Raw genomic sequence first — 14,266 nt, 5'->3', positions numbered from 1 at the left:
ATTAGGATTATTCTACTTCTAAATCATTTTCCTCTTTTTCTTTTGCCATATCTGCTTGAGATTTGCTTTTTATATCTATTTTCCAGCTTGTAAGTTTAGCCGCAAGTCTTACATTTTGGCCTTCTTTACCTATTGCTAAAGATAGCTGACTGTCATCTACTACAACCTTTGCAGATTTATTATCTTCATCTATTTCTACATCAATAGCTTTTGCAGGACTTAAAGAATTAGCTATAAATTCTTCTGGTAGTTTACTCCATTTTATTATGTCAATTTTTTCATTTTTAAGTTCATTAACTATGTTTTGAACTCTTATTCCTTTAGGACCAACACATGCTCCCATAGGATCAACACTTTCATCATTTGAATGAACAGCTATTTTTGTTCTAGAACCTGCTTCTCTTGCTATACTTTTTATTTCTACTACTCCATTATATATTTCTGGAACTTCAAGTTCAAATAATCTCTTAACAAGTCCTGGATGAGTTCTAGATATAACAACTTGAGGTCCTTTTGTAGTATTTTTTACTTCTACAACATATAATTTTATTTTTTCATTAAAATTATATCTTTCTCCTGTAATTTGTTCATTAGGTCCAAGTACAGCTTCAGTTTTTCCTATATTAACTAGAACATTTCCTTTATCTCTTCTTAAAACTGTTCCTGTTAGTATATCTTCTTCTCTTTCTATATAGTCATTATATACTATTCTTCTTTCTTCTTCTTTTATTCTTTGAACAACTACTTGCTTAGCTGCTTGTGCTGCAACTCTTCCAAACTTTTTAGGAGTTACTTCTATATTAATAGTATCTTCTAAATCATAATTTGGATCAATTTCTCTTGCATCTTCTAGTTTTATTTCGTTAATTTCATCTTCTACAAATTCAACAACTTTCTTTTGTGCATATACATGAATTTCTCCATTTTCTCTATCCATTGTAACTTTTACATTATATCCATTACCTGCATGTTTATAATAATTTTTCTTGTAAGCTGCAACTAAAGCATCCTCAATTGTTGTAAACAGAAGGTCCTCACTTATACCTTTTTCCTTTACTATTTCCTTTAATGCTTCAATAAATTCTTGGTTCACCTTTTTAAACCTCCTTATATTTATAGTTCTTCTTTTAATGTGATCTTTGAAATTTTTTCTCTAGGTACTATTACCTCTTTGTCTTCTTCGCTTATCTTTACTTCACTCTTATCAAATTCTAATAGTTTTCCTTCAAACTTTTTCTTCTTATCTATAGGAGCAAATAAATTTATAGTTATTTCATATCCTATATACTTTTCTAAATGTTTATCTGTATGTAATGTTCTACTTATTCCTGGTGAAGATACTTCTAAATAATAACTATATGGTATAGGGTCAATTTCATCTAAAAGTTCACTCACTCTTCTACTAACTTTTTCACAGTCATCTAATGATATACCCTTATCGTTATCTATATATATTCTAAGGAAATTTTCTTTTCCCTCTTTAACTAATTCTATAAAATATAATTCATATTCTAATTCTTCTACTATAGGAACAATATTTTTTCTTAATTCTTTCATTATACTACTTTTACTCATAATTACCTCCTTACACTCTGTATACGAAATACTTTATAAGTATATCTTTACCTATAAAAATCTCAATTATTTTTATTAATTTAAAAACGCAACTTTCGCTGCGTTTTTTACAAATATTAAAGAGCGGGTTTCTACCCACTCTTTTATAAAAAAGCATATATAACTAAATACTATTTAAATTGTATCATAGTAAAATATGAATTTCAAGGAAAAGTTAGAAAGGTATAGCCTCATTTAAAATTATAAATTATTGGTAAAACCTAAGTCAATGCAAGGGTTTATCTATTACAAATTAAATAAAGATATCTGATTTGTTTCCTGCATCCCCTTTAAGCAACCATGATTTTGAAGAGTTTCTATAACGGTTTTTGTAACCTTAGTTCTCATTCTTAAATCTTCTTTTGATATAAATTCTCCATCGGCTCTTGCTTCTTTAATACTTTTAGCTGCATTTTTACCAACACCTTGAAGAGAACTTAAAGGTGGCCTTATAGAGTCTTCTTCTATAAGAAATTTTGTAGCATCAGATTTATATAAATCTACTTTTAAAAATCTTATTCCTCTTTTATACATTTCATGAGATATCTCTAGTATAGTTAAAAGTCCTTTATCCTTTTGAGTTAAATTATTACCTTCAGAATATAACTCTTTCATTTTTTCCTTTATCTTTTCTTCTCCCTTTACAATTAAATCTGCATCAAAATCATCTGCTCTTACTGAAAAATATGTAGCATAATAAGCTTTTGGATAGTAAACCTTAAAATAAGCTATTCTTATTGCCATCATAACATAGGCTACAGCATGTCCTTTAGGGAACATATACTTTATCTTTTTACAAGATTCAATATACCAATCTGGTACATCATGCTCTTTCATTAAAGCTTCCCTTTCTTCTGTTAGTCCTTTTCCTTTTCTTACTTTCTCCATTATAGTAAAGGCATCTTTAGGAGGAAGATCCTTTTGAAGTAAATACATCATTATATCATCTCTTGTAGATATACAATCTTTTATAGTAGTATATCCTTCTTTTATAAAATACTGAGCATTATTAAGCCATACATCTGTACCATGGGAAAGACCAGATATTCTAACTAGCTCTGCAAAACTTTTAGGTTTTGTATCTACAAGCATCTGTCTTACAAATTTTGTTCCAAATTCCGGAAGTCCATATGTACCTACAGGGCAATCTATATCTTCTTCTGTAATTCCTAAAGCATCTGGCGCTGTAAATAAACTTATAACTTTTTCATCTCCTAAAGGAACTTTTTTAGGATTTACTCCTGTTAAATCTTGAAGCATCCTAAGTACCGTAGGATCATCGTGCCCTAGTATATCAAGTTTTAAAAGTCTACCACTTATAGAGTGATAGTCAAAGTGAGTTGTTATAACATCTGTTTCCATATCATTTGCTGGATGCTGAACTGGAGTAAAATTATATATTTCGTTATCTGCAGGAACAACCATTATTCCACCAGGATGCTGTCCTGATGTTCTTTTAACCCCAGTACACCCTTTAGAAAGTCTTTCTATCTCTGCTTGAGTTACAGTCATATTTCTCTCATCTAAATATTTTTTCACATAACCATAAGCAGTTTTTTCCGCTATAGTTCCTATAGTTCCTGCTTTAAAAACGTGTCCTTTACCAAATAAAACTTCTGTATATCTATGAACTACCCCTTGATATTCTCCAGAAAAGTTAAGATCTATATCCGGCTCTTTATCTCCTTCAAATCCTAGAAATGTTTCAAAAGGTATATCATGTCCATCTTTTATCATATCTATATTACATTTAGGACATTTTTTATCTGGTAGATCCGCTCCTGAACCTACTGACCCATCAGTAAAAAATTCACTATGAGTACATTTAGGACATACATAATGAGGTGGAAGTCCATTAACTTCTGTTATATCACACATTGTAGCTACTAAAGATGATCCAACAGATCCTCTAGATCCTACTAGATATCCATCAGAGTAAGACTTAGCAACAAGCTTTTGTGCAATTAGATAAAGCACTGCATAACCATTATTTATAATAGAATTTAACTCTTTTGTTAATCTTTTTTCTACTACCTCTGGAAGTTTTTCTCCATATATAGAGTGAGCTTTTTTTAAAGTCATCTCTTTTATTTCTTCTTCTGAACCTTCTATTTTAGGAGGAAAAGTCTCATCTGGTATAGGTTTTACATCTTCAACCATATCTGCAATTTTATTAGTATTTTCTATTACTACTTCTTTAGCTTTTTCTTCTCCTAAATATTCAAACTCTTTAAGCATTTCTTCTGTGGTTCTAAGATATAGGGGCGGTTGATTATCTGCATCCTTAAAGCCTTGTCCTGCCATTAAAACTTTTCTAAAAACTTCATCTTCAGGATCTAAAAAGTGAACATCACAGGTAGCAACTACTGGCTTATTATAAAATTCACCTAATTTACATATTTTTCTATTTATATCTTTAAGTTCTTCATTATCTTTTACTATTTTATTTCTTATCATAAATTCATTATTACCTAAAGGCTGTATTTCAAGATAATCATAAAAGTCTATAATATTTTTCATCTCTTCTTTTGTTTTTCCTTTAAGAACTTCTTTATATATTTGTCCAGCTTCACAAGCTCCTCCAATTATAAGACCCTCTCTATATTCATTTATGAGGCTTTTAGGAAGTCTTGGCCTTTTGAAAAAATATTCTAAATTAGATTTAGATACTAATTTATATAAATTTTTAAGTCCCTTTTGATTTTTAGCTAATATTATTAAATGATATGTTGGTTCTTTTTTTATATTTATACTCTCTAAAAATTCTTTATTTAAAGTTTTTAAATCAAATATCTCTTTATCTTTTAACATTTTAAAAGATTTAAGCAAAATATCTGCTGTAGCCTTTGCATCATCTACTGCTCTATGATGATTTTCTAAAGATACCCCTAAATGTTTTGCCACTGTATTTAATTTATATCTTTTTAATGAAGGAAATAAATATCTACTTAAAGTAACTGTATCCATAAAACTATTATTAAATTCTAAGTTTAAATCTTTACAATTTTTCTTTATAAAAGAAATATCAAAAGAAGCATTATGGGCAACTAAAACTGTATCTTTTGTAAATTCCATAAATTTAGGAAGTAAAACTTCTATAGTTTCTTTATCCTCTACCATCTCATCTTCTATACTTGTAAGCTCTGTTATTCTATCTGGAATATGAATTTTAGGATTTACAAATTCACTAAATCTATCTATTATTTTTCCTTCTTTTATCTTAACTGCACCAATTTCTATGATTTTATCATTTATAGGTGAAAAACCTGTAGTTTCTAAATCAAATACAACATAGGTATCATCTAATTTATAATCTTCATTTCCTATAGTTATTGGTATACCATCATCTACAAGGTAAGCTTCTACTCCATATATAACCTTTATATCATTTTTTCTAGAAGCTGCCATAGCTTCAGGATATGCTTGTACTACTCCGTGATCTGTAATAGCTACTGCTTTGTGTCCCCAAGTAGCTGCTCTTTTAACAAGATCTCCTGCAGAGGTCATTCCATCCATAGCACTCATTTGAGTGTGAAGATGAAGTTCTACTCTTTTTTCTTCAGCTCCATCCATTTTTTCTATTTTAGATACTTTTACTATGCTTTTAGCCATTATAACCGCTTCTCTAGCATAAGGATCGTTAACTACTTCTCCTTTTACTTTGCAGTAAAGACCTTCATTTATTTGTTCAATTATTTCATCTGCATCCTTAGGTCTTGGGAAAAACTTAACTGTCATAGAATTAGTAAGATCTGTAATAAAAAATGTGACTATTTTTCTACCGGTTTTTGTCTCTATTATTTCTTTTTTAAATATTTCTCCACATACAACTACAACTCCAGAATTTTGATCTAATTCTTCCATAGCTATAATATCTTCTTTAATACTTCTACCAAATATAACAGAACTATCTTTTGTTTCTTTATATGTATTTTTTCTCTTTTTAGGAGATGAAGATTTTGATATAGCTTTTTCTTTTATAACTTTTTTTATAATAGAATTATCTATACTATCTCTCTTTTTAAAGTAATCTTTAGTTTCTATTGTAGAATCATACTTTAATTTAATACTGCATTCTAATCCATATATAGATTTCATATAAAATTTTAATTTTTTTTCTAATTTATTCTTAGTTAGAAATTTACATAAAAATTGATTACCATAAGACAATATTAAAGTATCTTCCTCAATATCTCTTTTAGATTTAACTAAACATTCTTTAGCAATTGGAAGTGTTTCACCTACTGCATTTATTAAATCTACCCAATACTTGTTTGACATATCTTTTAAAGTTACATTAGATATATCTTTATAACAAACTATATCTATATTCTTTAAAAAGTGAAAAGATTTTTTCATGAAATTCTTTAATTTATTTTCTCTTTCTTTGTCAAAATCATTTTGAGATTTTAATATAAGCTTAAGTTTTTGTTGTCTTTTAAAATACTGGATTTTTATTATTTTAGAATCGCTACCTATAGGAATTTGTGAAGAGATCGCATTTTTATCACAATCTTTTACTTTTTCAATTTCCATACTCTTTTTATTCCCCCTACTAATAAATATCAGGCTATAGAGCCTGACATTTTAAATTCCTACATATTTTCTATTTCTTTTATAAGTTCATCTATAATATCTTCTTCTTTTACTTTTCTTATTATTTCTCCCTTTTTAAAAATGATGCCTTCGCCTTTTCCACCTGCTATACCAATATCCGCTTCTCTAGCTTCTCCTGGTCCATTAACTACACAGCCCATTATAGCAACTTTTATATTTTTTCTTAAGCCTTCAAGTCTTTTTTCAACTTCTTTTGCTATAGAAATCAAATCAATTTGGGTTCTTCCACAAGTTGGACAAGATATTATTTCAACGCCTTCATTTAAAAGTCCTAGTGATTTTAATATCTGTCTTCCTATTCTAACTTCCTCTACAGGATCTCCCGTAATAGAAACTCTTATTGTATCTCCTATGCCTTGTTGTAAAAGAGAACCTATACCTATACTAGACTTTATTGTTCCACTAAACAAAGTTCCAGCTTCTGTTACTCCTAAATGAAGAGGATAGGATACCTTTTGAGATATAAGTTTATAACTTTCTATCATATCTACTACATTTGAAGATTTTATAGATATAACTATATCTTTAAAATCATTTTCTTCTAATAAATTCACATGCTCTAATGCACTTTCTACTAAAGCTTCTGGACATACTTTTCCGTACTTTTCAAGGATTTCTTTCTTTAAAGATCCAGAATTAACTCCTACCCTAATAGGAATGTTTTTTTCTTTTGCGGCTTTAGCTAATATTTTAACTCTTTCTAAATCTCCTATATTTCCTGGATTTATTCTAAGAGCGCTTATTCCGTTTTTTATACATTCTAAAGCCAATCTATAATCAAAGTGTATATCTGCAACTACTGGTATATTACTTTTTTCTGTTATTTCTTTTATAGCTTCAGCTGCCTTCATATCTGGTACTGCACACCTTACTATATCGCAGCCTGCTTTTTCTAAATCCTTTATTTGAGATAAAGTTTTTTCTACATCTCTAGTATCAGTATTGGTCATAGATTGAACGGATACTTTAGAGTTTCCCCCTACATAAACATTACCTACTTTTACTTTTCTTGTTGTTTTTCTTTCCATAGTGTTTCCCATCTCCTAAATATCAAATTAGAAAACAAAATATAAAGATTGATTATATTTTGTTTTCTAATATTTATCAAAATTAGATTAGTAAATAATCTTTACAGATATTCCTACTGCTAAATTATTATTATATTTTTATAAACAAAGTATTATTAGTAAACAAGCAATTCACTTATGAATTTCAATTTATTTAAATAGACCTTATTTAAATGTACATTAAATATTAATAGGATACAATATATCTTTTATGGTTACCAAAACCATAATAGCCATCAAAATAGCAAATCCTATATAATTTATAACCCCTACCTTATTGTCATCTAATTTTCTTCCTGTAATCATTTCAAATAAGAATAATATTATATGTCCTCCATCTAAAGCTGGGAAAGGTATTATGTTAAATATAGCTAATTGAGCACTTATATAAGCACTTAATGTCATTAAACTAAATATTCCTGCCTTAGCTGCTTTACCAGAAATTCTTACTATAGAAACTGGTCCACCTACATCATTTTTATTTATTTGACCTTTAAATATTTTTCCAAAGAATCCAAAAGTTTCTTTTATTAAAAACTTAGTTTCTGAAACTCCACGTTTTAATGATTGACCAATAGTAGCATTTTCAACTGCTGTAGGATATACACCTATTATACTTCTATTTTCTTTTGTATCTTTAATAGGCGTAATTTTCACCGTTTTTTCTTGATTATTTCTTTCATATGTTATATTTACAGCTTCTCCTTTTGTTTTACTTAAAGCTGTAACAAACCCTTCCCATGTATCTATTTTCTTTTCATTTATCCCTATAAGCTTATCTCCAGCTTGAATTCCTGCTACAGCTGCTGGATTACTAGGAACAACTTTACTTACAACAGGAGATAAATATCCTTTAAAAGATGCTATTATAGCAAATAAAACTACACTAAGAACTAAATTCATTATAGGTCCTGCTATAACTACACTTAGTTTTCTTATTGGAGATTTGTTATTAAAGGCTCTTTCATCATTACTTTTTTCTTCATCCCCTAACATTTTTACATATCCACCTATTGGAAGAAGCTTTATTAAATACTCAGTTTCCTTTCCTTTTATGCCAAATAGCTTAGGTCCCATACCTATAGAAAACTCTTCAACTTTTATGCCGTTTGCTTTAGCCATGATAAAATGTCCAAATTCATGAACTATAACTAATAGCCCAAAGGCTAATATCGCCCATATTATATACATTATGTATCCTCCTTTTTTAAAACCCAATTAAAATTAAAATCTAAATATTTGAATACTTTTCTTTTACATATTTTTTTACTTTCTTATCTGTATCAATAACAATATCTAAAGTTATATCTTTTACAACTTTAAATTTATTCATACACTCTTTTAGTATGTTCCCAATATCTAAGAATTTTATTTTATCTTCTAAAAATAATTCAACACAAGCTTCATTAGCTGCATTTAATATACAAGGCATACTACCACCTATTTTTCCTGCTTTATATGCTAATTTTAAAGGTATAAAAGTATCCATATCTGGTTTTTCGAAGGTTAATTCTTTAAGTTTATAAAAATCTACCCTATCTATTAAAGTTTTTTCTCTTTTTGGATAATTCATTGCATACTGGATAGGAAGTCTCATATCAGCTGACGCAATTTGCGCCATAATACTACCATCTATATACTCAATCATAGAATGTACCATGCTTTGAGGATGAACTACAACCTGTATATCATCATAATCTACATCAAATAAAAAGTGAGCTTCTATAACTTCTAACCCCTTATTCATAAGTGTTGCAGAATCTATAGATATTTTTCTTCCCATATTCCATTTTGGATGCTTTAAAGCTTCTTTTGATGTTACATTTAATAAAGTTTCTTTTTTTCTACCTCTAAAAGGTCCTCCTGAAGCTGTTAAAATTATTTTATGAATGTCACTTTTTTTATTTCCTTGAAGGCATTGAAATATTGCCCCATGTTCTGAATCTACTGGTAAAATAGAAACTCCCATTTCTTTAGCCTTTTTCATTATAATTTCTCCTGCTACAACTAAAGTTTCTTTATTTGCAAGGGCTATATCTTTACCTTTTTCTATAGCTTTCATAGTAGGTAAAAGACCTACCATACCAACAACTGAAGTTACTACCATATCAACTTCTTCTAATGTAGATATATAAACTAATCCTTCCATTCCCATTAGGATTTTAGTATTTTCATTATTATTATTACAATAATCTCTAACTTTTATAAATGAATCTTCCTCCATTAAAACTGCATATTTAGGATGAAATTTAGAAATTATATCTATAATTTTATCATAACTTTTTTTAGCAGACACAGCTATCAGTTTAAATTTATCTTTTTCCCTTTCAATTACATCTAAAGTTTGAGTACCTATAGAGCCTGTTGCTCCAAGTATACAAATATTTTTCACTTGTATCGCTCCTAATCTAAATTTTAATAAATTCTTTTGTTGTTATAATATACATTGGCCCTACAAACAAACCTATAAAGCCAAAAATTTTAAATCCTATATAAAGTGATATTAGTATTAATAAAGAAGAAACCTCTAGTTTATTACTCATAAATTTTGTTTCCATTATATTTCTGTTTATCATTAATAATATATAAAGACAGATAAGCCCAAGGGCTATAATATAATTTTTGGTATATATTTTATAAAAGATAAGAGGAATAAAAATTATAGCTATTCCAAGGTAAGGTAAAATATCTAGTATTCCTGAAAATATGCCTAATATAAAATAATTATCTATATTAAGTATTTTAAAGCCTAATATAGTTTCAAAAGTAGTTATTAAAACTAACACACATTCTATTTTTACAATCTGATTAATTTTATATATTTTATCTTTTAACATGACCATTTGATTTGGTGATAAACTTTTTTCAACACGTTTAAATATAGCATATTTATCTACTAAAATAAAGTAAGTTGATAAATTACCTATAATGTAAGCTAAGAACCATTCTGTAGTGTAAGAGGCACTTTTTCTTATTATTTCATTGTTAACTACAAAATCTGATATATTATTTATTTTGTTATTTAAATCTAACCCATAGGTTTTTACAAAATCATTAAACTTACTCCAAATATTTGATATAACTAAGCTAAAATTAGTATAATTTTTTTTAATTATTATAATATATTTAACTAAAAAATTTCCTATAAAAAATAATATTATAAATAAGCTTAAATTAACTATTAAAATACTTAAAAAGGCACTTAATTTTTTACTAAATATTTTATGTTTACATAAAAAATTGTACAAAGGAGAGGCCAAAAAACTAATTATAACTATTATGAAAAAAGGTTTGAAATATCTAGTAATTAAAATTGTAACTATAAAAAACATAAAAAATATAAGAATACATTTAATTAAATTTTTATATTTATCATAATATTTCATTACTCTCCTCCAAATTAAGTATTACAAAATAATATATTCAAATTGACTAATTAATATGAGAAACAAAGACATATCTTACTAAAAACTATTGATTTATTTTTTAAAATATACTCTAAAAAATATAGTTTTCTTACAAAAGCAAAAAAACTTTAAGTCCTTCTATATAAAATAAGAAAGCTTAAAGTTTCATACGGCTAAATATAAAATTAACTATTAAATTTTATTTTAATGTGCCTTAAATTTATAAAGTAAGTACAAAGGTTAAATAATAGTATACTGCTAGTCCTGAAAAAAGTATGCTATCAAATCTATCTAAGATGCCACCATGACCTGGAATTAAATTACTATAATCTTTTACACCGGCAAATCTTTTTATTGATGAGGCTACTAAGTCTCCAAATTGACAAACTATTCCACATATAAGTCCTATTAATATATAATGAATTATGTTTATTGTAACACCATTATTAGTAGCTATAAGACCTATGATACTGCAACCTATAACACTACCTATAATTCCACCTATAGAACCTTCTATAGTTTTTTTAGGACTAACTTTAGGACAAAGTTTGTTTTTACCAAAAAACTTTCCTGTATAATAGGCTAAAGTATCACAAAGCCATGCTGAAACAAATATAAGCCAAACAAGATAATTCCCATTAGCCTTTTGATTTACTAATACTATAAAACTAAAAAATATAGCTACATATAAAAATCCTAAAATAGTAGTTGCTACATCTATAAAATTATATTTTAAGTCAATAACTGGTATACAAAGCATAACAAATATAGAAAATACTATAACATAGAATATTAATTTATAATTTATTTCTCCATTTAAAGTTAAATAATATACACAGCATAATATATATCCTATGATACTTATAGGATTTATTTTTTTCTCTTTTATTACTTTATAAAACTCATACATTCCCATTAGCGATAAAACAAAAACTCCATACTTTAAATAAATGCCACCTAAAAATAAAAATATGACAAAAGGTGCTAGTATTAAAGCTCCTATGTATCTACTGTTCATTCTTTTCTCTCCTGTCTAAAATAGATTTATTTAACAGCTCCAAATCTTCTATCTCTATTTTGATAATCATATATAGCTTTATGTAAATGTTCTTTTCTAAAATCTGGCCATTTTATATGTGAATACCAAAACTCAGAATAAGCACATTGCCATAACAAGAAATTACTTAATCTTTGTTCTCCACTAGGTCTTATTATTAAATCTGGATCTTCTATACCTTTTGTATATAAATAATTAGACATAGTATCATTATTTATTTCTTCTTCTTTTAATTTTCCTTCTTTTATATCTTTATAAATGTTTTTAACAGCTGTTATTATTTCATCTCTTCCACCATAGTTTAATGCTAAATTCAAAGTAAGTCCAGTATTATCTTTTGTTTTATCATATGCAGATTGAAGTTCCTTTACACAAAGATCAGGAAGTCTTTCTATATCTCCAATAGTATTTACAATAACATTATTTTCGTAAAGTTCTTTAACTTCTTTTCTTAAATATTGAACTAAAAGTTTCATTAAAGCAGAGACTTCATCTTTTGGTCTTTTCCAATTTTCAGTAGAAAAAGCATATAAAGTTAAATATTTAACACCTAACTTACTACACTCTTTTACTATTTCTCTTATTGTTTCTACTCCCGCTTTATGACCCATATATCTAGGTAAATTTCTTTCTTTTGCCCATCTTCCATTTCCATCCATTATTATAGCAATGTGACTTGGAATATTACCTTTTGTTATATCTATATTATTTTCTTTAATATCTTTTTCTTCTATTTTATCTTTATCGTTTTTCTTAAAAAAACTTACCATATCAAAACATAACCTCTCTTTCGTATACTATAAGTATTAAACATCTTTAAGCAAATAATTAGTTAGTATTATAGTTTTTATAAGTAAATTTTCTTAAATCCTACTAACAATATAAATTTCAGTAAAATCTAAGGCTTTTTAGTTTAAAAAGTAAACACTTTATTACTAAGCTTTTGCATTTTACAAAATATAAATTTTATTCTTAACTTATTTTTATAGTAATACACTTTAAAGAATTATTATAAAAACCTGCGATTTCGCAGGTTATTTATATTTATATTGATAATATGTCTTTTTCTTTTTTAGTTATTATATCATCTATTTCTTTTACAAATTTATTAGTTTTACTTTGGATATCATCTTCAGATTTCTTTATTTCATCTTCGGATATATCACTTTCTTTTTTAAGATTTTTTAATTTATCATTGCATTCTCTTCTTATACTTCTTATAGCAACTTTAGATTGCTCACCGGTTTTTTTAACATCTTTAACTAGTTTTTTTCTAGTTTCTTCTGTAAGTTCTGGTATTATAAGTCTTATAACTGAACCATCACTTGAAGGATTTAATCCTAAGTCAGATTTTAAGATAGCTCTTTCTATATCACTTAAAGAATTTTTATCCCAAGGTTGTATTAAAAGAGTTCTTGGTTCTGGAACTGAAATATTAGCTAACTGATTTAAAGGTGTTTCAGCTCCATAATATTCAGCTGTTATTTTATCAAGCATAGCTGGTGTAGCTCTTCCTGCTTTCATAGAAGCTAGGTCTTTCTTTAATACATCAATAGTTTTATTCATTTTTTCATCAGCTTTTGTTAGTATTTCTTTTATCATATAATACCCTCCTTCTATAATAAGGACTATGAAAATAAATAATAATTATTCATTTTAGTAGCCCTAAATCAATTAATCTAAATTACTAACTAAAGTACCTATAGGCTCTCCCTTGACAGCTCTAATTATATTTTCTGGCTTATCTAAGCCAAAAACTAGTATAGGTATATTGTTATCCATACATAATGAAGTTGCAGTTGAATCCATAACTTGTAATCCTTTTTCTAAAACTTCTATGTAAGATAATTTGTCATATTTTTTGGCACCTTCATATTTGTAAGGATCTTTATCATAAACGCCATCTACTTTTTTTGCAAGTAATATGACATCTGCTTCTATTTCCGCAGCTCTTAATGCAGCACATGTATCTGTAGAAAAATACGGATTTCCTGTACCTGCAGCAAATATAACTACCCTATCTTTTTCTAGATGTCTCATAGCTCTTCTTCTTATAAAAGGTTCTGCTACTTCTTTCATTTCTATTGCTGTTTGAACTCTAGTATTAACACCTATTTGTTCTAAAGAATCTTGAAGTGCTAGAGCATTTATACAAGTAGCTAGCATTCCCATATAGTCAGCTGTAGTTCTATCCATACCAGAACCACTTCTTCCTCTCCATATGTTTCCTCCACCTACTACTGCTCCAACTTCAATACCCATATCTATTAGGGCTTTTATTTGTTCAGATATTTTGTTTGTAAATTTAAAATCTATGCCATACCCTTTTTCGCCTGTTAAAGCCTCACCTGATAACTTTAACATAACTCTCTTGAATTTTGGCTTATCCATATATATTATACCTCCAAATTAACAAAAATCATATAGCCTAATTTTCTAGTTTTCGTTTTTAAATTATTTTTAAAATTTATAAGATGCCTTTAAAAAAAGAGAACACCCTGTGT

Annotated in this window: 11 protein-coding genes; all 11 read right to left on the bottom strand. The window is 27.4% G+C overall.

Annotated features, from left to right (window positions below; all coding sequences use genetic code 11):
- Positions 1-7: 7 nt before the first annotated feature.
- Positions 8-1,093 carry a transcription termination factor NusA gene (gene nusA / locus ABDZ71_RS04025; protein WP_343759115.1) on the bottom strand — a complete coding sequence of 362 codons (1,086 nt, stop codon included), beginning with the start codon at positions 1,091-1,093 and terminating at the stop codon, positions 8-10.
- 20 nt (positions 1,094-1,113) lie between these two features.
- On the bottom strand, positions 1,114-1,575 hold the full coding sequence (gene rimP, locus ABDZ71_RS04020; protein ID WP_343759112.1) for a ribosome maturation factor RimP: 462 nt from the start codon (positions 1,573-1,575) through the stop codon (positions 1,114-1,116).
- A 285-nt stretch (positions 1,576-1,860) separates the two neighbouring features.
- A complete protein-coding gene (locus ABDZ71_RS04015; protein WP_343759110.1) occupies positions 1,861-6,150 on the bottom strand; it encodes a PolC-type DNA polymerase III in 4,290 nt (1,429 codons plus the stop codon).
- A gap of 59 nt (positions 6,151-6,209) precedes the next feature.
- Positions 6,210-7,259, bottom strand: a complete 1,050-nt coding sequence (gene ispG / locus ABDZ71_RS04010; RefSeq protein ID WP_343759108.1) for a flavodoxin-dependent (E)-4-hydroxy-3-methylbut-2-enyl-diphosphate synthase — start codon at positions 7,257-7,259, stop codon at positions 6,210-6,212.
- A 219-nt stretch (positions 7,260-7,478) separates the two neighbouring features.
- Positions 7,479-8,489, bottom strand: coding sequence for an RIP metalloprotease RseP (gene rseP, locus ABDZ71_RS04005; RefSeq protein ID WP_343759106.1), 1,011 nt, complete (start codon positions 8,487-8,489; stop codon positions 7,479-7,481).
- A 40-nt stretch (positions 8,490-8,529) separates the two neighbouring features.
- On the bottom strand, positions 8,530-9,690 hold the full coding sequence (locus ABDZ71_RS04000) for a 1-deoxy-D-xylulose-5-phosphate reductoisomerase (protein WP_343759104.1): 1,161 nt from the start codon (positions 9,688-9,690) through the stop codon (positions 8,530-8,532).
- Between the two features lie 16 nt (positions 9,691-9,706).
- Positions 9,707-10,684 carry an AI-2E family transporter gene (locus ABDZ71_RS03995; protein ID WP_343759102.1) on the bottom strand — a complete coding sequence of 326 codons (978 nt, stop codon included), beginning with the start codon at positions 10,682-10,684 and terminating at the stop codon, positions 9,707-9,709.
- A gap of 241 nt (positions 10,685-10,925) precedes the next feature.
- The gene (locus tag ABDZ71_RS03990) at positions 10,926-11,723 is read right to left on the bottom strand and encodes a phosphatidate cytidylyltransferase (protein WP_343759100.1); all 798 of its coding nucleotides are present in this window, start codon (positions 11,721-11,723) and stop codon (positions 10,926-10,928) included.
- A gap of 26 nt (positions 11,724-11,749) precedes the next feature.
- The gene (uppS, locus tag ABDZ71_RS03985) at positions 11,750-12,532 is read right to left on the bottom strand and encodes an undecaprenyl pyrophosphate synthase (protein WP_343759099.1); all 783 of its coding nucleotides are present in this window, start codon (positions 12,530-12,532) and stop codon (positions 11,750-11,752) included.
- Positions 12,533-12,806: 274 nt separating this feature from the next.
- Positions 12,807-13,364 (bottom strand): ribosome recycling factor, encoded by a 558-nt coding sequence (gene frr, locus ABDZ71_RS03980; RefSeq protein ID WP_343759097.1) that lies wholly within the window; start codon positions 13,362-13,364, stop codon positions 12,807-12,809.
- Positions 13,365-13,436: 72 nt separating this feature from the next.
- Positions 13,437-14,153: a UMP kinase gene (pyrH, locus tag ABDZ71_RS03975; RefSeq protein ID WP_343759094.1), complete on the bottom strand. Its 717-nt coding sequence runs from the start codon at positions 14,151-14,153 to the stop codon at positions 13,437-13,439.
- Positions 14,154-14,266 lie beyond the last annotated feature (113 nt).

Origin of the sequence: Clostridium oceanicum, assembly GCF_039521385.1 — a bacterium.
GTDB classification, from domain to species: Bacteria; Bacillota; Clostridia; order Clostridiales; family Clostridiaceae; genus Clostridium_F; species Clostridium_F oceanicum.
Note: the sequence above shows the minus strand (reverse complement) of the source record. Positions and strands in the feature narration are given on the sequence as shown.